At 65.1% G+C, this 21,272-nt stretch carries 20 protein-coding genes; 14 read left to right on the top strand and 6 right to left on the bottom strand.

The features are described 5' to 3' along the window. The first annotated feature begins 32 nt into the window (after positions 1-32). The 3 genes from AC3WLX_RS32320 to AC3WLX_RS32310 all read left to right on the top strand — a co-directional run bounded on the left by AC3WLX_RS32320 (position 33) and on the right by AC3WLX_RS32310 (position 3,524). Positions 33-515 (top strand): MaoC family dehydratase, encoded by a 483-nt coding sequence (locus AC3WLX_RS32320; protein WP_492338988.1) that lies wholly within the window; start codon positions 33-35, stop codon positions 513-515. Positions 516-599: 84 nt separating this feature from the next. After that, positions 600-1,640, top strand: a complete 1,041-nt coding sequence (gene obgE, locus AC3WLX_RS32315; RefSeq protein ID WP_492338987.1) for a GTPase ObgE — start codon at positions 600-602, stop codon at positions 1,638-1,640. Between the two features lie 249 nt (positions 1,641-1,889). After that, entirely contained in the window at positions 1,890-3,524 is a 1,635-nt protein-coding gene (locus AC3WLX_RS32310) for an alkaline phosphatase family protein (protein WP_492338986.1), read from the top strand. A gap of 259 nt (positions 3,525-3,783) precedes the next feature. Here AC3WLX_RS32310 and AC3WLX_RS32305 read toward each other — a convergent pair whose 3' ends face one another. Beyond that, positions 3,784-4,749 (bottom strand): Bug family tripartite tricarboxylate transporter substrate binding protein, encoded by a 966-nt coding sequence (locus AC3WLX_RS32305; protein WP_492338985.1) that lies wholly within the window; start codon positions 4,747-4,749, stop codon positions 3,784-3,786. A gap of 188 nt (positions 4,750-4,937) precedes the next feature. Between AC3WLX_RS32305 and proB the strand changes: the two genes are divergently transcribed. The 10 genes from proB (at position 4,938) to AC3WLX_RS32255 (ending at position 14,723) form a co-directional block, all read left to right on the top strand. Then, complete coding sequence (gene proB / locus AC3WLX_RS32300; RefSeq protein WP_492338984.1) at positions 4,938-6,059, top strand: glutamate 5-kinase; 1,122 nt, start codon at positions 4,938-4,940, stop codon at positions 6,057-6,059. Between the two features lie 220 nt (positions 6,060-6,279). Beyond that, a complete protein-coding gene (locus AC3WLX_RS32295; RefSeq protein WP_492338983.1) occupies positions 6,280-7,575 on the top strand; it encodes a glutamate-5-semialdehyde dehydrogenase in 1,296 nt (431 codons plus the stop codon). Positions 7,576-7,595: 20 nt separating this feature from the next. Next, entirely contained in the window at positions 7,596-8,240 is a 645-nt protein-coding gene (locus AC3WLX_RS32290) for a nicotinate-nucleotide adenylyltransferase (protein ID WP_291628511.1), read from the top strand. 238 nt (positions 8,241-8,478) lie between these two features. Continuing rightward, positions 8,479-8,850: a ribosome silencing factor gene (rsfS, locus tag AC3WLX_RS32285; RefSeq protein ID WP_291628508.1), complete on the top strand. Its 372-nt coding sequence runs from the start codon at positions 8,479-8,481 to the stop codon at positions 8,848-8,850. A gap of 110 nt (positions 8,851-8,960) precedes the next feature. After that, complete coding sequence (gene rlmH / locus AC3WLX_RS32280; protein WP_291628506.1) at positions 8,961-9,443, top strand: 23S rRNA (pseudouridine(1915)-N(3))-methyltransferase RlmH; 483 nt, start codon at positions 8,961-8,963, stop codon at positions 9,441-9,443. Between the two features lie 29 nt (positions 9,444-9,472). Further along, the gene (locus tag AC3WLX_RS32275) at positions 9,473-10,822 is read left to right on the top strand and encodes a murein hydrolase activator EnvC family protein (protein WP_492338982.1); all 1,350 of its coding nucleotides are present in this window, start codon (positions 9,473-9,475) and stop codon (positions 10,820-10,822) included. Next, positions 10,819-12,180: a S41 family peptidase gene (locus AC3WLX_RS32270; protein WP_492338981.1), complete on the top strand. Its 1,362-nt coding sequence runs from the start codon at positions 10,819-10,821 to the stop codon at positions 12,178-12,180. The genes AC3WLX_RS32275 and AC3WLX_RS32270 overlap by 4 nt, the downstream gene beginning before the upstream one ends. A gap of 141 nt (positions 12,181-12,321) precedes the next feature. Further along, complete coding sequence (locus tag AC3WLX_RS32265; protein ID WP_492338980.1) at positions 12,322-13,536, top strand: divergent polysaccharide deacetylase family protein; 1,215 nt, start codon at positions 12,322-12,324, stop codon at positions 13,534-13,536. Positions 13,537-13,612: 76 nt separating this feature from the next. After that, complete coding sequence (locus tag AC3WLX_RS32260; RefSeq protein WP_291628912.1) at positions 13,613-14,116, top strand: RNA pyrophosphohydrolase; 504 nt, start codon at positions 13,613-13,615, stop codon at positions 14,114-14,116. Between the two features lie 106 nt (positions 14,117-14,222). Beyond that, on the top strand, positions 14,223-14,723 hold the full coding sequence (locus AC3WLX_RS32255) for an RNA pyrophosphohydrolase (RefSeq protein ID WP_492338979.1): 501 nt from the start codon (positions 14,223-14,225) through the stop codon (positions 14,721-14,723). 170 nt (positions 14,724-14,893) lie between these two features. Here AC3WLX_RS32255 and AC3WLX_RS32250 read toward each other — a convergent pair whose 3' ends face one another. From AC3WLX_RS32250 to AC3WLX_RS32230, 5 genes are all read right to left on the bottom strand, one after another. After that, positions 14,894-15,301 (bottom strand): F0F1 ATP synthase subunit epsilon, encoded by a 408-nt coding sequence (locus AC3WLX_RS32250; RefSeq protein WP_291628908.1) that lies wholly within the window; start codon positions 15,299-15,301, stop codon positions 14,894-14,896. A gap of 115 nt (positions 15,302-15,416) precedes the next feature. Beyond that, positions 15,417-16,850 (bottom strand): F0F1 ATP synthase subunit beta, encoded by a 1,434-nt coding sequence (atpD, locus tag AC3WLX_RS32245; RefSeq protein WP_291628905.1) that lies wholly within the window; start codon positions 16,848-16,850, stop codon positions 15,417-15,419. Positions 16,851-16,933: 83 nt separating this feature from the next. Then, entirely contained in the window at positions 16,934-17,806 is an 873-nt protein-coding gene (locus AC3WLX_RS32240) for a F0F1 ATP synthase subunit gamma (protein WP_492338978.1), read from the bottom strand. A 173-nt stretch (positions 17,807-17,979) separates the two neighbouring features. Beyond that, positions 17,980-19,509 carry a F0F1 ATP synthase subunit alpha gene (gene atpA / locus AC3WLX_RS32235; RefSeq protein ID WP_492338977.1) on the bottom strand — a complete coding sequence of 510 codons (1,530 nt, stop codon included), beginning with the start codon at positions 19,507-19,509 and terminating at the stop codon, positions 17,980-17,982. Beyond that, positions 19,509-20,069 (bottom strand): F0F1 ATP synthase subunit delta, encoded by a 561-nt coding sequence (locus tag AC3WLX_RS32230; protein WP_492338976.1) that lies wholly within the window; start codon positions 20,067-20,069, stop codon positions 19,509-19,511. Before AC3WLX_RS32230 ends, atpA begins: the two co-directional genes overlap by 1 nt. 660 nt (positions 20,070-20,729) lie before the next feature. Between AC3WLX_RS32230 and AC3WLX_RS32225 the strand changes: the two genes are divergently transcribed. Beyond that, positions 20,730-21,233, top strand: a complete 504-nt coding sequence (locus AC3WLX_RS32225; protein WP_492338975.1) for a septal ring lytic transglycosylase RlpA family protein — start codon at positions 20,730-20,732, stop codon at positions 21,231-21,233. Positions 21,234-21,272 lie beyond the last annotated feature (39 nt).

The following is a 21,272-nucleotide window of genomic DNA, read 5'->3' as shown; positions in this document are numbered from 1 at the left end:
CGTTTTCCAATCCGTTCCGAATGGTGCAGTGCATGACCGATTTCGACCCCGCCCAGCATCGCATGATCCCCGCGCAACGCTGGTTCGAGGATTTCGTCGTCGGCGAACGTTTCGTGCTCCCGAGCCGGACCCAGACCTCGGCTGTGTTCGCGGCGTTCCAGACCGCGAGCGGCGACACCCATCCCGTGCATTACGACGTGGAATACTGCCGCGCCCGCGGCATGCCGCATCTGCTGGCGCACGGCTTCCAGACCCTGATCCACACCGCGCCCGGCGCCGGCCTGTTTCCGTTCATGGTTGAGGATTCTCTGGTCGGCTTCCTCGAGCAGTCCAGCCGGTTCCTCAAGCCGGTGTTCGCCGACGACACCCTCTATCCGGCGCTAGAGGTCACGGAGCTGGCGCCGGGACGCACCACCGGTGCGGTGACGCTTCGCAGCACCGTCTTCAACCAGCGCAAGGAGCTGGTGCTGGAGGGCATGCAGAAGTTTTTGATCCGGCGGCGACCGGCCGGTTAAGCAAGGGGTCCAATTCGCGGAATATCGGCCGATTTGCGGACCAATCGGGTTGCCGCAGGGGGCCGGCTGGCCTACCTATGAGCCATGAAATTCCTCGACGAAGCAAAGGTCTATATCCGCTCCGGTGACGGCGGGAACGGCTGCGTGGCGTTCCGCCGCGAGAAGTTCATCGAATTCGGCGGCCCCTCCGGGGGCAATGGCGGCCGCGGCGGCAACGTCATCATCGAGGTGGCCGATGGCCTCAACACGCTGATCGATTACCGCTACCAGCAGCATTTCAAGGCGCAGAAGGGCGAGAACGGCTCGGGCTCGGACCGCCACGGCGCCAACGGCAAGAACATCGTGCTGAAGGTGCCGGTCGGCACGCAGATCTTCGACGAGGATCGCGAGACCTTGATCCACGACTTCACCCAGGTCGGCGAAAAGTTCGTGCTGGCCGAAGGCGGCAATGGCGGCTTCGGCAACGCGCATTTCAAGTCGTCGACCAACCGCGCGCCGCGCAACGCCAATCCCGGCCAGCCCGGCGAGGAGCGCTGGATCTGGCTGCGGTTGAAGCTGATCGCGGACGCCGGCCTCGTCGGCATGCCCAATGCCGGCAAGTCGACGTTCCTGTCCAAGGTCAGCGCCGCGAAGCCGAAGATCGCCGACTATCCCTTCACCACGCTGCATCCGCAGCTCGGCGTGGTGAACGCCGACGGCCGCGAGTTCGTACTGGCCGACATTCCCGGCCTGATCGAGGGCGCACATGAAGGCACCGGCCTCGGCGACCGCTTCCTCGGCCATGTCGAGCGCTGCCGCGTGCTCTTGCATCTGGTCGACGCGACCTGCGAGCACGCCGGCAAGGCCTACAAGACCGTGCGCAAGGAGCTCGACGCCTATGGCGGCCAGCTCACCGACAAGATCGAGATCGTCGCGCTGAACAAGATCGACGCGGTCGAGCCGGACGAGCTCAAGAAGCAGAAGGACCGTCTGAAGCGCGCCGCGAAGAAGACGCCGCTGCTGCTCTCCGGCATCACCGGCCAGGGCGTCAAGGAAGCGCTGCGTGCGCTCGCGGAGGTGATCGGCGAGAGCCCGGTATCCGCCAAGGCCAAGAGCGCGGCTGAAGCGGAGCCGTGGTCGGCGTGAGAACGCGGCCACGATCTCGATCACCTCTCCCGGAGGGAGAGGTCGATTTGCGCAGCAAATCGGGTGAGGGCCTTAGGTCCCACGAGAGAGCGTAACCCCTCACCCGGCGCCGTAGCCGAAGCTTTGCTTCGGCGTTCTGCTAAGTACGGCCGCCAAAGGCGGCCTATGCCGACCTCTCCCTACGGGAGAGGTTTTCTTTGCGGCATCGATAGCGCAATATCCGGCAGAAGAAGTGTTGGAGCGAGAAGCATGGCGCGCGCGAAGAACGTTCTCTGGATCATGTGCGACCAGCTTCGCTACGACTATCTCGGCTGCACCGGCCATCCCACGCTGAAGACGCCGAACATCGACGCCATGGCCAAGCGCGGCGTGCTGTTCGCCAAGGCCTATGTGCAATCGCCGATCTGCGGACCGTCGCGGATGTCATTCTATACCGGCCGCTACATGCGCTCGCACGGCTCGCACTGGAACGGCTGGCCGCTGCGCGTCGGCGAGCCCACGCTCGGCGATCACCTCAAGAAGATCGGCGTGCGCAACGTGCTGGTCGGCAAGACCCACATGGCCCCTGATATCGAAGGCATGAAAGCGCTCGGCATTCCCCCGGAATCGGTCATCGGCGTCCACGTGGCCGAATGCGGCTTCGAGCCTTACGAACGCGACGACGGCCTGCATCCGACCGGGCGGCCGCGGCCGAAATACGACGAATATCTGCGAAAGCAGGGCTTTGACGCGCCCAATCCCTGGGAGCATTGGGCCAATTCAGGCGCGGCCGACGATGGCTCGCTGCAGAACGGCTGGCTGCTGGTGCATGCCGACAAGGCCGCGCGCGTGCCGGACGAGCATTCCGAGACGCCCTACATGACGCGGCGCGCGATGGATTTCATCAGCGAGGCCGAAACCGACGGCCGCCCGTGGTGCCTGCATCTGTCCTACATCAAGCCGCACTGGCCCTATATCGCGCCTGAGCCTTACGCCAGCATGTATTCGACCGACGACATGATGCCGGTGATCCGCTCGGAACGCGAGCGGCAGAATCCGCATCCGGTGTTCGGCGCCTACATGGACATGCGCTACTCCCGCAACATGGCGCGCGACGATGCCCGCGAAAAGGTGATCCCGACCTATATGGGCCTGATCACCCAGATCGACGACCAGATGGGCGTGCTGATGAAATTCCTGGAGGAACGCGATCTCCTGGACACCACGATGATCGTGTTCACCAGCGATCACGGCGATTATCTCGGCGATCACTGGATGGGCGAAAAGGATCTGTTCCACGAACAGTCAGCGAAGATCCCGCTGATCGTCATCGACCCTTCGCAGGAGGCCGACGCCACGCGCGGCACCCGCAGCGATGCGCTGGTCGAGGCGATCGATCTCGCGCCGACCTTCGTCGACTATTTCGGCGGCAAGGTGCCTGACCATGTCCTCGAAGGACGTTCGCTGTTGCCATTGCTGCGCGGCGAGACGCCGAGCGATTGGCGCAAGGTGGCGTTCTCCGAATACGACTACGCCATGCAGGACGTGCGGCTCAAGCTGAACCAGCCGATCGAGCGCTGTCGCCTGTTTATGGTGTTCGACGGTCGCTGGAAATACATCCACGCCTCCGGCTTCCGTCCGATGCTGTACGACCTCGAAACCGACCCGGAGGAATATCTGGATCGCGGCGACGACCCTGATTGCGCCGGCATCATCGCACGATTGCAGGCCGAGCTGTTCGATTGGGCGCTGCACCCGAACGGCCACATCACGACGCCGCGCGAGAAGATCGCCGCCTATGCGGACAACCAGCTCCAGGTGAAGGGCGGCATCCTGATCGGCATCTGGGACGAGAAAGAGCTCGCGGCGATCAAGGACGGCATCGCACAACGCGCGAAGATGTAACAGTTGCTCCTCATGGTGAGGAGACGCGCAGCGCCGTCTCGAATCATGCAGGCCCAGCTGCGTCAGCCGGGCCTTTCATCGTTCGAGACGCGCGCAAAAGCGCGCTCCTCAGGATGAGGTGATGGAGAGCGCGCGTCTCTCTCAACTCATCATGCCCGGGCTTAACCCGGGCATCCACGTCTTCCCGCGATTGCTGGCGCACGTGGATGGCCGGGACAAGCCCGGCCATGACGACGGAGCATTTGGCGCGAGCGGGGCTCTAATTCTCGATCTTGTATCCCGTCGCCTTCACGATGGGCTGCCACAGCGCGATATTCGCGGCGAGCTCCTTCGTCAATCCTTCCGACGTCGACCCGACAGGGATCATCCCGATCGCCGTCAACTTCTCCTTCACTTCGGGCTTGGCGAGCGCCGCGCTCGCGGCGGCGGCGAGCTTGCTGGCGAAGTCCGGCGGGCTGCCGGCGGGAAGCCACATGCCGTACCAGGCGTCCGCGACGAGGTCGATGCCGCTCTCCTTCAGCGTGGGTACCTCGGGCGCAAACGGCGAGCGCTCGGCGCTCGCCACCGCGATGATCTTGACGCCCTTGGCGCGATGCTGCGGCAGCGCGTCGGCCAGCGTGGTGATCCCGAAAGAAATGTGGCCGCCGACGAGGTCGTTGAGGATGGGCGCGCTGCCGCGATAGGGCACGCGGGTCAGGGGGATGCCGAGATCCTTTTCGAGCCTGGAGCCCGTGAAATGAGGGATGGTGCCGTTGCTTGGCACCCCGAACGACGTCTTGCCGGGATTCGCCTTCAGCCAGGCGACGAAGCTCTTGAAATCCGCGGCGTCGATCTCGGGACCGATCACGACGGCGAACTCGAACCGCGCCAACAGAGACACCGGTACGAAATCCCTGGCGGTGTCGAAGCTCGGCGTCGTCTCCACCATCGGCAGCAGGTACATGGTCGGCCCCGTCGTCACCAGCACCATACTGCCGTCGGGGCTTGCGCCCTTCACCGCCTTGATGCCGATCAGGCCGTCGCCGCCGGTGCGGTTCTCGACCACGACAGTGCGTTGCAACAGCGGCGCCATCTCCTGCGCGAGCAGCCGGCACAGCGTGTCGCCGCCGGCGCCGGCTGCGAAGGGAAAGATGATCTTTGTGAGTCCGGCCTGGGCTTGCCCCCCGCCCGCCTGCGCCAGCAGGGGCAGGCCGAAACATCCGGCCATGAATTTGCGGCGATCCATTCGTTTCCTCTTTCGGCCCGTTTATCGTTGCCGCCATTAGAGCCGGACAGACGGCCGACACAAGGCCGACATGCGCCGTTTACCATCCCGGCTGCCTTGCGCAGGTCATCGTCCTGCTGCAAAAGCAGGGCTCGTCGGCGCCGCCTGTCGCTTCGCCGTCTTCGCATCCAGCGCCCCCACGTAGAGACATGGCCAGCCCCGAACTCAGCCAATTCCGCCGCATCGTCGTCAAGGTCGGCTCCGCACTGCTGGTGGATTCCGACAAAGGCGAGGTGCGTGCATCCTGGCTGGCTGCGCTGGCCGACGACATGGCCAAGCTGCACAAGGAAGGACGCGACGTCCTCGTCGTCTCCTCCGGCTCGATCGCGCTCGGCCGCAGCCGGCTCAAGCTGCCGCGCGGCCCGCTCAAGCTGGAAGAGAGCCAGGCCGCCGCCGCCGTCGGCCAGATCGCGCTGGCGCGGATCTGGTCGGAGGTGCTGGGCGCGCACGGCATCGGGGCCGGCCAGATCCTGGTGACGCTGCAGGACACCGAGGAGCGCCGCCGCTATCTCAATGCGCGCTCCACCATCGGCAAGCTGCTGGAGTGGCGCGCCATCCCGGTGATCAACGAGAACGACACGGTGGCAACCAACGAGATCCGCTACGGCGACAACGACCGCCTCGCCGCGCGCGTCGCGACCATGGCGAGTGCGGATTTGCTGGTGCTGCTGTCCGACATCGACGGCCTCTACGACGCTCCGCCGAAGAACAATCCGAACGCAAAACTGATTCCGGTGGTCGACAGCATCTCCTCGGAGATCGAGGCGGTGGCCGGCGATGCCGAGTCCGAGCTGTCGCGCGGCGGCATGCGCACCAAGGTCGAGGCGGCCAAGATCGCGACGACGGGCGGCACCCACATGCTGATCGCCTCCGGCAAGATCGAGCATCCCCTGCAGGCGGTCGCCGACGGTGGCCGCTGCACCTGGTTCCTGACGCCCGCCAACCCCATCACCTCGCGCAAACGCTGGATCGCTGGCACGCTGGAGCCGAAGGGCACGCTGACCATCGACGCCGGGGCGGTGACGGCGCTGCGCGCCGGCGCCAGCCTGCTGCCGGCCGGCGTGGTCAAGGTCGAGGGCCAGTTCGCCCGCGGCGATGCCGTGATCGTACGCGGCCCCGACAGCAGCGAGGTCGGCCGTGGCCTGATCGCCTACGACGCCGATGTCGCCGAGCGGATCAAGGGCCGCTCCTCGCCTGACGTGATGGCCATCCTCGGCATCAGCGGGCGCTCGGAGATGATCCACCGCGACGATCTGGTGGTGGGCGGGTGAGGCCTTCCGTCATTCCGGGGTGGTTCGGAGGACCAGTCCCCAGGTGTGCAATTGCGCACCGGGAGTCTCGAGATTCCGGGTTCGATGCTCCGCATCGCCCCGGAATGACGAGAGACTGACCAGCAGCCGGCGCAGGCGGGCCCCTGCCATTCCTCCCCGCCCCTTCGCAAAAGCGGGATTTCCGTGCTAGGACACCGCCTTAGCAGAAGGTTGAACCCCCATGGCCGCCCCCCTCAAAGCCGTCGACGGCAATGCCGATCTTCAGGCGCTGATGTCCGATCTCGGAGCCCGTGCCCGCGCTGCCGCGCGCGTGCTGGCGCTGGCGCCGCCGGAGCAGAAGAACCGGGCGCTGGAGGCCATGGAGCGGGCGATTCGCTCCCATGCGGCCGCGATTCTCGCCGCCAATGCCGAGGACGTCGCGGAAGCCCGCGCCTCCGGCAACGCAACCTCCTCCTTCATCGACCGCCTGACGCTGACGCCGGCGCGGATCGAAGGCATGGCCGAGGGCATCGCCACCGTGCGCGGCATCGCCGATCCGATCGGCATCGTCACCGAGAGCTGGCAGCGGCCGAACGGCATGACCATCGAGCGCGTGCGCGTGCCACTCGGCGTGGTCGGCGTGATCTTCGAGAGCCGGCCGAACGTCGCCGCCGACGCCGGCGTGCTGTGCCTGAAGTCGGGCAATGCCGTGATCCTGCGCGGCGGCTCGGACAGTTTTCGCTCCTGTCGCGCCATTCACGAGTGCCTGGTGCAGGGCCTGCGCGAAGCGGGCCTGCCCGAGGCTGCGATCACGCTGGTCCCGACGCGCGACCGCGCCGCGGTCGGCATGATGCTGTCCGGCCTGAACGGCGCCATCGACGTGATCGTGCCGCGCGGGGGAAAAAGCCTGGTCGCGCGCGTCGAGCAGGAAGCGCGCGTGCCCGTGTTCGCGCATCTCGAAGGCGTCAACCACGTCTATGTCGATGCCAGCGCCGATCTCGCCATGGCGAAATCGATCGTGCTCAACGCCAAGATGCGCCGCACCGGCGTCTGCGGTGCCGCCGAGACGCTGCTGGTCGATCGTGCTGCCGCCGGCAAGAACCTGAAGCCGCTGGTCGAGATGCTGCTCGACGCCGGCTGCGAGGTGCGCGGCGACGAGGCGGTCCAGAAGACGGACGCGCGCGTAAAACCCGCCAGCGAGGAAGATTGGGACACCGAATATCTCGACGCGATCATCGCGGCGAAGGTGGTGGACGGCGTCGACGGCGCGATCGCGCACATCCAGAACCACGGCTCGCATCACACCGACGCGATCGTCAGCGCGGACGAACGTGCGGCGAACAAGTTCCTGAGCGAGGTCGATTCGGCGATCGTCCTGCACAACGCCTCGACGCAGTTCGCCGACGGCGGCGAATTCGGTTTCGGCGCCGAGATCGGGATTGCCACCGGCCGGTTTCATGCCCGCGGCCCGGTCGGCGCCGAACAGTTGACGAGCTTCAAATATCGCGTCCGCGGCACCGGGCAGACTCGGCCGTAGACGTCGCGAGGCGCGGGGCATTGAGCAACAATTTCGTCGTGCCGCGTTTCGTGGCGCAAGCGGTTCCGCCCTCGACGCCGGGCATGCGCATCGGCTTGCTCGGCGGCTCGTTCAATCCGCCGCATCAGGCGCATCGTGCCATCAGCCGCTTCGCGATCGAGCGATTGCAGCTCGATCGCGTCTGGTGGCTGGTAACCCCCGGCAATCCGCTCAAGGAAAACGGGACGCTGCAAGACCTCGGCGCGCGCATGCAGGCCGCGCGCGAGGTCGCCGACGATCCGCGCATCGAGGTGAGCTGTCTCGAATCCGTCATTCGCACCCGCTACACTATCGACACGATCAACATCCTGCGCCGCCGCTTCCACGGCTTGCGCTTTGTCTGGATCATGGGCGCCGACAATCTCGCTCAATTCCACCGGTGGCAGGACTGGCGGCGCATCGCCGCCCAGGTTCCGATGGCCGTGATCGATCGGCCGCCGCAGAGCTTTCGCGCCCTCGCCTCCCCAGCCGCCCAGGCGCTATCGCGCTACCGTCTGCCCGAGAACAAGGCTGCCCTGCTCGCGGAGCGGCCGGCACCCGCCTGGGTGTTCCTGACCGGATTGAAGCTGAACCTCTCCTCGACGGGTTTACGGAACCCGGACGGGAGCTGGAAAGGTACGAAGTGAGACGACCTGTGCGGACATGGTGGGGATTTCGGGCTCTCTGGCATATTGAAACCCTTAACCCCACATGATGTAGTGTAACCAGCGAGCGCCGGATTCGGCGTGCGCGATACAGTGAAAGGAATGGTCCCTGACCGCATCTGTATTGTCCAAGTCAACTTCGACGAAGTCAGCTTCGCCGAAGCCTGTTTTACCCAAGGTTGCCAAGCCGGCGCGTAAAACATCGACCAAAGCTGCGGCCTTGGAGGCGCAACCCGACGCCGACAAGACGCTGAGCCTGATCCTCTCCCGCCTCGAGGATATGAAGGCGGAAGAGACGGTCACCATCGACCTTCGCGGCAAATCGGCGTACTCCGACTACATGATCGTCACCACCGGCCGGGTGAACCGGCACGTCGGCGCGATCGCGGAAAACGTCACGAAAAGCCTCAAGGAAAACGGCATCAAGAACATCCATGTCGAGGGCTTGCCCAATTGCGACTGGGTGCTGATCGATTCCGGCGACGTGATCGTGCACGTGTTCAGACCCGAGGTCCGCGAGTTCTACAATCTCGAGCGATTGTACACGCAGGGCCCAGGGGCTGCGAAGGCGGTCGCGGCGAAGGCGATCTAGGCCAGGAAAGCCGATTTCGAATCGGCTGACGCGCATGCTAGCGTCGCGCGCCCTCTCGTCGCGCGCGGTCTTGAAAGGGCAACCCTGAAGATATCAGACCTGAAGATATCATGCGTGTTGCCGTCATTGCGGTGGGCCGGTTAAAGCAGGGCCCCGAACGGGAGCTTGCCGACCGCTATTTCGAGCGGTTTGCCGAAGCCGCCGGCAAACTTGGATTCCGCGGGCTCAGTGTCCACGAAGTTGCCGAAAGCCGCGCGCGCGACACCGCAACGCGAATGGCCGAAGAGGCCGCGGCGATCGCGGCGCATATTTCCGACAAGGCGATCCTGGTGGCGCTGGACGAGCGCGGCCAGAACCTGGAATCCACCGTATTCGCACGGCATCTGGCGCGCTGGCGCGACGAGGGTGCCGGACATACTATCTTCGTGATCGGAGGGGCGGACGGACTTTCGCCCGAATTGCGCCGTAAGGCCAAGCTCGCGATCGCGTTCGGCTCTGCGACCTGGCCGCACCAAATGGTCCGCGTCATGCTTCTGGAACAGCTTTACCGGGCCGCCACCATTCTGGCCGGCCACCCCTATCACCGCGCGTGATGCGCGCAACGAGCAATTTTGCCGACACGATGCGAGCGCCGCTCCTCAACCTGTTGCTGATCGCAAGCTTTGCAGGCGCAAGCCTCTTCGCCGAAGAAAGCCTCGCGCAAGCTCAGACGGCATCGCCGCAGGCGGCAGCGGTCTCGCCCGAGGCGATCAAGCAACGCGAGCAGGAGCTCGAAGCCGCGCGCGCGAGGCAGAAAAGCGCGGAAGAAGCGCAGGCCAAGCTCAAGGCCGAGATCACCGCACTCGGCCAGGACCGCACCCAGCTCAACCAGCAGCTGATCGAGACAGCGGCCAATGTCCGCAATGTGGAGACCAAGATCGAGGAGGCCGAAGCGCGGCTCCGCGCGCTGAACGGCCGCGAGCAGCAGGTGCGCGCCTCGCTCGATTCGCGCCGTGCCGACATCGTCGAGGTGCTGGCGGCTTTGCAGCGCGCCGGACGGCGCACGCCGCCGGCGCTGCTGGTGCGGCCCGAAGACGCGCTGCAATCGCTCCGCACCGCGATGCTGCTCGGCGCCGTGGTGCCGGAATTGCGCGGCCGCGCTGAGAAGATCGCAGGCGAGCTCGGCGAGCTCGTGGCGCTGCGCAAGACCATCGCAACCGAGCGAGACCAGCTCGCCTCCGACCGCGACAAGGTCAGGAGCGACCAGACCCGGCTCACCGCCCTGGTCGACGAGCGGCAGCGCCAGCAGGCGTCCCGCGAAAAGGACCTCGACGCCGAGAGATCGCGCGCCATCGCGCTGTCAAAGCAGGTCGGCGATCTCCAGGGGCTGATCGCCAAGATGGAGCAGGACCTGCAAAGCGCCGCCAAGGCCGCTGAGAAGGCCGCCGAGGCCGCGAGGCAGGCCGAGGCCAAGGCGGCCGCCAGCGCCAACGTCAACGCCAAGTCGGGCCCGGGCGCCTTCAGGGACAAGTCCCGCACCACCCCGGCGATCGCCTTCGCCTCGGCCAAGGGGCTCCTGCCGCTCCCGGTTAACGGTAACAAGATCAGGGATTTCGGTGGTTCCGACGGGGCCGGCGGGGTCCAGAAGGGCATCTCGCTGGCGACCAAGCCCGGCTCCCAGGTCACAACGCCGTGTGACGGCTGGGTGGTCTATGCCGGCCCCTTCCGCAGCTATGGACAACTCTTGATCCTCAATGCCGGTGGCGGGTATCATGTCCTGATCGCCGGGATGGAGCGCATTTCGGTCAACATCGGACAGTTTGTGCTCACGGGTGAACCGGTCGCGACCATGGGGTCGACCTCTCAAGTCGCCTCCATTCTCGCCACGAACGCGAGTCAACCTGTGCTGTATGTCGAGTTCCGCAAAGACGGCACTCCAATCGATCCAGGCCCATGGTGGGCCGCAAATGAAGGCGAGAAGGTTCGCGGATGATGCGCAAGACTTCAGTAATCCTCCTCAGCGCCGCCACCGGTGCAGCGCTGACGCTGTTCGTGACCCAGCCGCGCGCGGTGTTCATGGGCTCCAGCGCGCGAGCCGCCACCGCGGACACCTATCGCCAGCTCAATCTGTTCGGCGACGTGTTCGAGCGCGTGCGCTCCGACTATGTCGAGAAGCCCGACGACACCAAGCTGATCGAATCCGCGATCAGCGGCATGCTCACCGGCCTCGATCCGCATTCGAGCTACATGGACGCAAAAAGCTTCCGTGACATGCAGGTGCAGACCCGCGGCGAGTTCGGCGGGCTCGGCATCGAGGTCACGATGGAGGACGGCCTGATCAAGGTGGTCTCGCCGATCGACGACACGCCCGCTTCGCGCGCCGGCATCATGGCCAACGACATCATCACCAATCTCGACGACGAAGCCGTGCAGGGCCTGACCCTGAACCAGGCGGTCGAGAAGATGCGCGGTCCGGTCAACACCAAGATCAAGCTCAAGATCATCCGCAAGGGCCAGGACAATCCGCTCGACGTGACGCTCGTGCGCGACAACATCCGCGTCCGCTCGGTGCGCGCGCGTGTCGAGCAGGACGACATCGGCTATATCCGCATCACCACCTTCAACGAACAGACCACCGAAGGCCTGAAGCGCGAGGTCGGCAACCTCACCAACCAGATCGGCAGCGACAAGCTCAAGGGCTTCATCATCGACCTGCGCAACAACCCGGGCGGCCTGCTCGAGGAAGCGGTCACCGTCTCCGACTCCTTCCTGGAGAAGGGCGAGATCGTCTCAACCCGCGGCCGTAATGCCGAGGAAACCCAGCGCCGCACCGCGCATGCGGGCGACCTCACCAAGGGCAAGCCGGTCATCGTGCTGGTCAACGGCGGCTCGGCCTCGGCGTCGGAAATCGTCGCCGGCGCGCTGCAGGACCACAAGCGCGCGACCATCGTCGGCACGCGATCGTTCGGCAAGGGCTCGGTCCAGACCATCATCCCGCTCGGCAGCGGCAACGGCGCGCTGCGGCTGACCACGGCGCGCTATTACACGCCGTCGGGCAAGTCGATCCAGGCCAAGGGCATCGTGCCCGACATCGAGGTGCTCCAGGACGTGCCGGACGAATTGAAGTCGCGCACCGACACCAAGGGCGAGGCCTCGCTGCGTGGCCACCTCAAGAACGACGGCGACGAGAAGACCGGCTCGCAGTCCTACGTCCCGCCGGACGCCAAGGACGACAAGGCGCTCAAGCTCGCCGGCGACCTGCTCCATGGCATCAAGAACAGCGCCTCCGCGGCGCCGACGCCGGGCAACGACAACAAGGCGACGACCGACAAGCCCAAAGCGGCGAACTGAGTCCTCGGTTTCTGCGATCGAACGAAAAGGGCGGCTCCTGGAGCCGCCCTTTTGCTTGCAAGTCCGATCCCCGGCCTATCCCGGCCTGCCGCCGCTTGACCCCGGCATGGTATCGTCGGCTGGAGTGATTCGGGATCGCGCATGACTGAAACGGCCGATGATCTGAGCGCCCCGCTCGGACAGGACAAGCCGCGCCGCAAACGCCGGCTGCGGCTGCCGTTCACGGCCATGCAGCTGCTGGCCGCTGTGCTCGGCCTGTTCCTGGCGACCTTTGCCGGCTTCGCCATCTTCAACAAGGACCCGCTCGGTGGCGAGCCGATGAGCCGACTCGCGATCAATGAGCCCAAGCCGACGGACAAGGACGACAAGCCTGCCAGCGGCCCCGGCAAGGAGACCCAGCAGGAGACGAAGGAGGCGCCGAAGCCGGCCGCCCCCGGCGAGCAGAAGACCATCACGATGATCGACGGCTCGACCGGCGCCCGCCGCGACGTGGTGATCGGCGGCGGCGATACCGCCGACAAGGGCGAGGCTGCATCCGCCCCGCCGTCCGTCATGGCCGGGATCAATCCGAAGCTGCTGGAGAAATCGCGCTACGGCATGATCCCGGTGGTTGCCGACGGGCTGAAGCCGTTCAACGTCTATGCGGCGGACGCCGACCGGGCCAAGGCCACCAAGATGCCGGTGGTCGCGATCGTGATCGGCGGCCTCGGCGTCGGCGCTGCCAAGACCGTTGATGCCATCATGAAGCTGCCGCCGGCGGTGACGCTGGCCTTCACGCCCTATGGCACTGACCCCGGCAAGCTCGCCGAGCGCGCCCGCGCGCAGCGCCACGAGATCTTCCTCCAGATCCCGATGGAGCCCTACGACTTCCCCGACAACGATCCGGGGCCGCAGACGCTGCTGACGTCGCTCAGCCCCGACCAGAACATGGACCGCCTGCACTGGCACCTCAGCCGCATGCAGGGCTATGCCGGCCTCACCAATTTCATGGGTGCCCGCTTCATTGCGACCGAGCCGGCGATGCAACCGATCATCCGCGAGGCGTCCAAACGCGGCCTCGGCTTCTTCGACGACGGCTCCTCGCCCCGCAGCATCGCGCCCCAGGCCGCCGCCAACCAGGCGATGCCGTTCGGCAAGGGCGACATCGCGATCGACGTGGTTCCGACCCCGACCGAGATCGACCGCGCCCTGAACAAGCTGGAATCGACGGCGCGCGAGCGCGGCGTCGCGGTCGGCACCGCCTCCGCCCTGCCAGTCTCGATCGAGCGCATCAGTGCCTGGACCAAGACCTTGGCAGACCGGGGTATCCTTCTGGTGCCATTGACAACCGCGATGCTGAAATCAAAATCGAGCTAAATCAACGAATTGGTACGGCACGGCTCCCGCGGAGCCGCTCAAGCCGGACCTGAGTGCATGCGAGAGGTCTGGCGGGATGGCGCGTTACGAGGATCTGCCCTACCGGACCTGTGTCGGTGTGATGCTGATCAATTCAAAGGGGCTGGTGTTCATCGGCCGCCGCGCCGGCGGCATCGAGCATGTCGACGACACCCATGTCTGGCAGATGCCGCAAGGCGGCGTCGATCCCGGCGAGGACACCTGGGAAGCGGCCAAGCGCGAGCTCTATGAGGAGACCAGCGTGCGCTCGGTCGAACGGCTCGGCGAGGTCCCGGACTGGCTCACCTACGACATCCCGCGCACGGTGGCCGGGCGCGCCTGGAAGGGCCGCTATCGCGGCCAACGGCAGAAATGGTACGCGGTGCGCTTCACCGGCAAGGACAGCGAGATCAACGTCCAGCATCCCGGCGGCGGCCACAAGGCCGAGTTCCTGAGCTGGCGCTGGGAGCCGATGAAGAACCTCCCCGAGCTGATCATTCCGTTCAAGCGCCCGGTCTACGAGCGCGTGGTGCAGGAATTTTCCGCGCTGGTGGACCAATAATCTCTATTGTCGTCCCGGGGCAATGCGCAGCATCGAACCCGGGACCTCCAGATTCCGGGTTCGATGCTGCGCATCGCCCCGGAATGACGACGAGAGACATTTGTAAGTGACCAGCGACAAACCCTACCGCCCCAACGTCGGCATCGCGCTGTTCAATGCCGAGGGCCGCGTGCTGATCGGCCATCGCTTCAAGGGCGATGGGCCCGAGATCATCCTCCCCGGCCTCGACTGGCAGATGCCGCAGGGCGGCGTCGACGAGGGCGAGAACCTGCGCGATGCGGCGATGCGCGAGCTCTGGGAGGAGACCAGCGTCGTCAGCGCCGACTATCTCGGCGAGACCGACTGGTTGACCTATGAATTCCCGCCTTACGACGGCCCGCAAGCGCATCGGCTGGCGAAGTTTCGCGGCCAGCGGCAAAAGTGGTTCGCGCTGCGCTTCACCGGCAGGGATGACGAGATCGATCCGCTGACGCCGCGCAACGGCCAGCCTGCCGAATTCGACGCTTGGCGCTGGGAACGGCTCGACCGCGTCGCAGAACTCGTGGTGCCGTTCCGGCGTGAGGTCTATCAGGCGGTGGCGCGCGCCTTTGCGGCCTTCTCCGGCTGAACTCTCGAAAACAACCCCATGCACAGTAGCCAAGTGTTTGACGCTTCGCGATAAAATGCGCGGCAGCGCCAGCGACGGCCCAACAAGATTTCAGCGCCCGCCACTTTCGTGACGAGCGCTGATTCTGTTCAGGAATTTGGAGATCGAGCCCCGGAGCGGCGCCCCGGGGCTTAGTGCATAGCCGTGGAGTTGAGCTGCTGCTGGATGCTCTTGAAGTGGTCGAGCCGCTCGATGGCCTGATCGAGCTCGCCGCCTTCATGCTCCTTCAGTCCCTCTTCCATCTCTGCGATCGTCTCGGCGAACTGGGCACGGTCGAGCTCGGCCAGCGACGTCGCGACGTCGGCGAGCACCGTCAGGCCATTCTCGGAGACCTCGGCGATGCCGCCGAGCACGATGATCTTCTCGTGCCTGCCGCCGGTGGTCACCGTGAGAATGCCTGGCCGGATCGCAGCCACGACCGGGGCATGCCCGGCCAGCACGCCGAAATCGCCCTCGACGCCGGGGATGTCGACCTGGTCGACCTCACCCGAGAAGGCGAGCTTTTCCGGAGAGACGAGATCGAAATGGAAGGTGGCCATGGGCTATCCGTTGTTTTCCGCTTGTCACCCGCGGGCTTGACCCGCGGGTCCATCCATCAAAATTCTCTTTTGATGGATCGCCGGGTCAAGCCCGGCGATGACGAGATGAGAAAGCTTAGGCCGCTTCCGCCGCCAGCTTCTTGCCCTTCTCGACGGCTTCTTCGATCGTGCCGACCATGTAGAAGGCGGCTTCCGGCAGGTGGTCATACTTGCCTTCGACCAGGCCCTTGAAGCCCTTGATGGTGTCGGCGAGGTCGACGAACTTGCCGGGCGATCCCGTGAAGATTTCGGCGACGTGGAACGGCTGCGACATGAAGCGCTCGATCTTGCGGGCGCGGGCCACCGCCAGCTTGTCTTCTTCCGAAAGCTCGTCCATGCCCAGAATGGCGATGATGTCCTGGAGCGCCTTGTAGCGCTGCAGCACCTGCTGGACCTGACGGGCGACCGCGTAGTGCTCCTCGCCGACGACCAGCGGAGAGAGCATGCGCGAGGTCGAGTCGAGCGGGTCCACCGCCGGGTAGATGCCCTTTTCGGCGATCGAGCGCGACAGGGTGGTGGTCGCGTCAAGATGCGCGAACGAGGTCGCCGGCGCCGGGTCGGTCAAGTCGTCGGCCGGAACGTAGATGGCCTGCACCGAAGTGATCGAGCCCTTCTGCGTGGTGGTGATGCGCTCCTGCAGCGCGCCCATGTCGGTCGCGAGCGTCGGCTGATAACCCACCGCCGAAGGAATACGGCCCAGGAGCGCCGACACTTCCGAGCCGGCCTGGGTGAAGCGGAAGATGTTGTCGACGAAGAACAGCACGTCCTGGCCCTTGTCGCGGAAGTCTTCCGCGATGGTCAGGCCCGTGAGCGCGACGCGGGCGCGGGCGCCCGGGGGCTCGTTCATCTGGCCGAACACCAGCGCGCATTTCGACTTCACGCTCGGATCCGGATTGTGCGGGTCGGCATTGACCTTGGATTCGATGAACTCGTGATAGAGGTCGTTGCCCTCGCGGGTCCGCTCGCCGACGCCCGCGAACACGGAATAACCGCCGTGCGCCTTCGCGACGTTGTTGATCAGCTCCTGAATCAGCACGGTCTTGCCGACGCCGGCGCCGCCGAACAGGCCGATCTTGCCACCCTTGGCATAGGGCGCGAGCAGGTCGACGACCTTGATGCCGGTGACGAGAATTTCAGCTTCGGTCGACTGGTCGGTGTAGCTCGGCGCCTCCTGGTGGATGGCACGCAGGCCTTCCGACTTGACGGGACCGGCCTCGTCGATCGGCTCGCCGATGACGTTGATGATGCGGCCGAGCGTGCCTTCGCCGACGGGGACGCGGATCGGCGCGCCGGTGTCGGTCACGTCCTGGCCGCGGACCAGACCTTCGGTGGTGTCCATCGCGATGGTGCGCACCGTGGATTCGCCGAGATGCTGGGCGACTTCGAGCACAAGGCGGTTGCCGCCGTTCTTGGTCTCGAGCGCGTTGAGAATGGCCGGGAGGTGGCCTTCGAACTGCACGTCGACGACGGCGCCGATGACCTGGGTGACGCGACCGACCTGGGCTGCCATTGAATGTCTCCTTCGATCCGAACTTCTAGACCACGGTCAATCCGACCGGGATGTTGCGTGAGATGGGTGCTGAAGCGCCTTGGTCAGACGGCCTCGGCGCCCGAGATGATTTCGATCAGTTCCTTGGTGATCTGCGCCTGACGCGTGCGGTTGTAGACCAGCGTCTGCTTGCGGATCATCTCACCGGCGTTGCGGGTCGCATTGTCCATCGCGCTCATCTGCGCGCCGTAGAACGAGGCGTTGTTCTCGAGCAGCGCGCGGAAGATCTGGACCGCGAGGTTGCGCGGCAGAAGACGGGTGAGGATTTCGTCCTCTGCCGGCTCGTATTCGTAAGAGGTCGTGTTGGCGGCGGCGCTCTGCTCGACCACCAGCGGGATCACCTGCTGGGCGGTCGGGACCTGCGCGATCACCGACTTGAAGCGCGAGTAGAACAGCGTGCAAACGTCGAACTCGCCGGCCTCGAAACGCGCCAGAACCTTCCTGGCGATCTCCTCGGCATTGACGAAGCCGAGCTGGCGGACGCTGCGCAGGTCCATGTGCTCCACGATCTGCTTGTCGAACTGGCGACGAAGCTGCTCGTAGCCCTTGCGGCCGACGCAGAAGAACTTCACGTCCTTGCCCTGCGCCATCAGCGCCAGGGCGCGCTCGCGGGCGAGGCGCACGATCGAGGAGTTGAAGGCGCCGGACAGGCCGCGCTCGCCGGTGCAGACCAGCAGCAGGTGGACCTGGTCATTGCCGGTGCCGGCCAGCAGCACCGGCGCACCGGGCGATCCCGCCGCGGCGCTGGCGATGTTGGAGATCACCGCGCTCATCTTGTCGGCATAGGGACGCGCCGCTTCCGCAGCGGTCTGCGCGCGGCGCAGCTTGGAGGCGGCGACCATCTGCATGGCCTTGGTGATCTTCTGCGTCGCCTTGGTGGAGGCGATGCGGACACGCATGTCTTTAAGTGACGCCATTCTTCGTCCCCGACGGTTCGATCCCTCGGATCAAGCCGCTAGCCTATCCCTGTCGTCATGCCCGGGCTCGTCCCGGGCATTCACGTCTTCACCCTCCACGCCGCAAGGCGTGGATGGCCGGACTTCAGATGCGAAGACGCGCTTCGCGCTTGGGCCCGGCCACGAGGGCTTTGTTAAGCGAAGCTCTTCGCGAAGCCTTCGACCACCGACTTCAGCTTGGCAGCGGTATCGTCGGAGAGATCGCGGCTGTCGCGGATCGCATTGAGGATGTCGACATGCTTGCCGCGCAGCAGCGAGAGCAGGCCGTCCTCGAACGCGCGCACCTTGTTGACCGGCAGCGGATCGAGATAACCGTTGGTGCCGGCCCAGATCACGCAGACCTGCTCTTCCATCTTCAGCGGCGAGAACTGCGGCTGCTTCAACAGCTCGGTGAGGCGCGAGCCGCGGTTGAGCAGGCGCTGGGTCGAGGCATCCAGGTCGGAGCCGAACTGCGCGAACGCCGCCATTTCGCGGTACTGCGCGAGCTCGCCCTTGATCTTGCCGGCGACCTTCTTGGTGGCCTTGGTCTGCGCCGACGAACCGACGCGCGACACCGACAGACCGACGTTCACGGCGGGGCGGATGCCCTGGAAGAACAGGTCGGTTTCCAGGAAGATCTGGCCGTCGGTGATCGAGATGACGTTGGTCGGGATGTAGGCCGACACGTCGTTGGCCTGGGTTTCGATGACCGGCAGCGCCGTCAGCGAGCCCGAGCCCATGTCCTTGTTCAGCTTCGCCGCGCGCTCGAGCAGGCGGGAGTGCAGATAGAACACGTCGCCGGGATAGGCTTCGCGGCCCGGCGGGCGGCGCAGCAGCAGCGACATCTGGCGGTAAGCGACGGCCTGCTTGGACAGATCGTCATAGATGATGACCGCGTGCATGCCGTTGTCGCGGAAGTACTCGCCCATGGTGCAGCCGGTGAAGGGCGCGATGTACTGCATCGGAGCCGGATCGGACGCGGTGGCGGCGACGACGATCGAATATTCCAGCGCGCCCTGCTCTTCGAGCACCTTAACGAACTGGGCGACGGTCGAACGCTTCTGGCCGACCGCGACGTAGACGCAGTACAGCTTGATGTTCTCGTCCGGCTGCGCGTTGAGCGGCTTCTGGTTCAGGATGGTGTCGAGCGCGATCGCGGTCTTGCCGGTCTGGCGGTCGCCGATGATCAGCTCGCGCTGGCCGCGGCCGATCGGGATCAGGGCGTCGATGGCCTTGAGGCCGGTCGCCATCGGCTCGTTCACCGACTTGCGCGGAATGATGCCGGGCGCCTTGACGTCGACGCGCATGCGCTTCTCGGCCTGGATCGGGCCCTTGCCGTCGATCGGGTTGCCGAGCGCGTCGACGACGCGGCCGAGCAGACCCTTGCCGACCGGCGCGTCCACGATGGCGCGGGTGCGCTTGACGGTCTGGCCTTCCTTGATCTCGCGGTCGGCACCGAAAATAACGACACCGACGTTGTCGGTCTCGAGGTTCAGCGCCATGCCGCGGGTGCCGTTCTCGAACTCGACCATTTCACCGGCCTGGACGTTGTCCAGACCGTAGACGCGAGCGATACCGTCACCGACGGACAGCACCTGTCCGACTTCGGAGACTTCAGCTTCCTGGCCGAAATTCTTGATCTGGTCCTTGAGGATCGCGGAAATTTCCGCGGCGCGGATGTCCATCAGCCTGCCTCTTTCATCGCGTGCTTGATCGAATTGAGTTTGGTGCGAAGCGAACCATCCACCATGCGGCTGCCCAGCTTGACGACGAGGCCACCGATGATCGAGGGATCGACTTTCACGTTCAGCGCGACGTCCTTGCCGGTCACCGATTTCAGGGCAACCTTGAGGGCATCGAGATTCTTGTCAGAGAGCGCTTCCGCCACGGTGACGTCGGCCGTCGTCTCGCCCTTGAACTTGGCGACGAGCGCGCGATAGGCCCGGATGACGTCGGCCACCGCGAACAGGCGGCGGTTGGCCGTCAGCACTTTCAGGAAGTTTGCGGCGATGCCGGCGATACCGGCCTTGTCCAGCACGGCCGAGAGGGCCCTGGACTGGGCGTCGGCCGCGAACACCGGGCTACGGACGAGGCGCTTGAGATCAGCGCTGTCGTTCAGCAGGGCCTCGAACTTGTCGAGATCGGCTTTGACCTCGTCGACCAAATTCTGGTCGCGGGCCAGTTCAAACAAGGCCGTTGCATAACGACCGGACACACCTGAAACGGACGTATCTTCTGCAGCCACAGACGCGCTCTTTATGCTGTCAAACTCGCAAGGGAAAAACCGTCGCCACGAAGCGGCGCCTAGCGATCCAAGCCCTTGGAATTCAAGCGGGACTTCGATTTTCGACCGGCGCGGGAGGTGCCGGGCTCGTTAAAATCGCGGCTTTGCTAACATAGCAGGTGCGCAGGTGCAACATGACGCCGGATTAAAGGCGCGAGGTTCTGTCGTCAGTTCGTCGCAGCCAAGCGAGGCCTGGAGGGGTGAGGGCTGGAGAGTGACGTCTGATTGCGCGCCACCTCCCATGTCGCGGAAATAGACTCGCCGCGCACCTCTGTTAGTTCCTGCCGCCAGCGCATAGCGGCCATGAACACGGATCGCTGAGGCGTGACTCAGGCCCCCTTCGGTTCCACCCCCGAATACTTACCGAATTCTAAACGCCAGCGGCGATGACTTCGCTCTACAGTATTCGTAAGTAATATTTGAGTTAATAAATCGTTAAAGCCGAAGTTTTGCGAGCAACGCCGGAATATCAGGCGCCGGTAACAAGATATTTCATGACGACACATATCGGATTTACTGCCCAATTCACGCCTCATTGGGAATCGAAACGCCAAACCGCTCACAAACTGATGGGAGCTCCACTTGCCACATATGTGGCAATACTAGCTTAGGGACCAATAAATGCTGTGTTTGAAGACGCTGGGCTCCGTGACCCGGCCGCGTACGGCGATTACTTTTGTTGCCGCAACTCTTCTGGTCGGTGCAACCGCCACCGAAGCTTCCGCCAAATCCCGGCATCACCGGCATCAACATCATCACCGCCACCACGCCCAGACCGACACCAACGCGACCTCCGACTGGCGCAATGCCAATGCGTCGATGACGCCGACCTCGGGCACCGGGCGCAGCTTTTCCGGCATGGCCTCCTTTTACGGCAACGAGTCCGGCAGCAAGACCGCCTCGGGCCAGCGCTTCAACCAGAACGCCATGACCGCGGCGCACCGCTCGCTGCCGTTCGGCACCAAGCTGCGCGTCACCCATGGCGGCCAGAGCGTCGTCGTCACCATCAACGATCGCGGCCCATTCATCCGCGGCCGGGTGCTCGACCTCTCCACGGGTGCCGCCCGCGCCATTGGCCTCACCAGCCGCGGCGTCGGCCGCGTCACCGCGGAAGTCGTCTCGTAAGACGCGGTCCGCGCCTTATCCTCGCGCAGTTTTCGTCAG

The sequence above is a fragment of the Bradyrhizobium sp. FW305-F6 genome, from assembly GCF_058782905.1.
This window is presented reverse-complemented; position numbering and strand designations above follow the sequence as displayed.

Bases quoted from the DNA above. Each gene is read 5' to 3' on its own strand.
- AC3WLX_RS32225 (WP_492338975.1), top strand. From the start codon at position 20,730: ATGCTGTGTTTGAAGACGCTGGGCTCCGTGACCCGGCCGCGTACGGCG.
- AC3WLX_RS32250 (WP_291628908.1), bottom strand. From the start codon at position 15,301: ATGGCCACCTTCCATTTCGATCTCGTCTCTCCGGAAAAGCTCGCCTTC.
- AC3WLX_RS32310 (WP_492338986.1), top strand. From the start codon at position 1,890: ATGGCGCGCGCGAAGAACGTTCTCTGGATCATGTGCGACCAGCTTCGC.
- proB (WP_492338984.1), top strand. From the start codon at position 4,938: ATGGCCAGCCCCGAACTCAGCCAATTCCGCCGCATCGTCGTCAAGGTC.
- AC3WLX_RS32260 (WP_291628912.1), top strand. From the start codon at position 13,613: ATGGCGCGTTACGAGGATCTGCCCTACCGGACCTGTGTCGGTGTGATG.
- AC3WLX_RS32275 (WP_492338982.1), top strand. From the start codon at position 9,473: ATGCGAGCGCCGCTCCTCAACCTGTTGCTGATCGCAAGCTTTGCAGGC.
- obgE (WP_492338987.1), top strand. From the start codon at position 600: ATGAAATTCCTCGACGAAGCAAAGGTCTATATCCGCTCCGGTGACGGC.
- AC3WLX_RS32240 (WP_492338978.1), bottom strand. From the start codon at position 17,806: ATGGCGTCACTTAAAGACATGCGTGTCCGCATCGCCTCCACCAAGGCG.
- AC3WLX_RS32295 (WP_492338983.1), top strand. From the start codon at position 6,280: ATGGCCGCCCCCCTCAAAGCCGTCGACGGCAATGCCGATCTTCAGGCG.
- AC3WLX_RS32265 (WP_492338980.1), top strand. From the start codon at position 12,322: ATGACTGAAACGGCCGATGATCTGAGCGCCCCGCTCGGACAGGACAAG.
- AC3WLX_RS32305 (WP_492338985.1), bottom strand. From the start codon at position 4,749: ATGGATCGCCGCAAATTCATGGCCGGATGTTTCGGCCTGCCCCTGCTG.
- AC3WLX_RS32320 (WP_492338988.1), top strand. From the start codon at position 33: ATGACCGATTTCGACCCCGCCCAGCATCGCATGATCCCCGCGCAACGC.
- atpD (WP_291628905.1), bottom strand. From the start codon at position 16,850: ATGGCAGCCCAGGTCGGTCGCGTCACCCAGGTCATCGGCGCCGTCGTC.
- atpA (WP_492338977.1), bottom strand. From the start codon at position 19,509: ATGGACATCCGCGCCGCGGAAATTTCCGCGATCCTCAAGGACCAGATC.
- rlmH (WP_291628506.1), top strand. From the start codon at position 8,961: ATGCGTGTTGCCGTCATTGCGGTGGGCCGGTTAAAGCAGGGCCCCGAA.
- AC3WLX_RS32270 (WP_492338981.1), top strand. From the start codon at position 10,819: ATGATGCGCAAGACTTCAGTAATCCTCCTCAGCGCCGCCACCGGTGCA.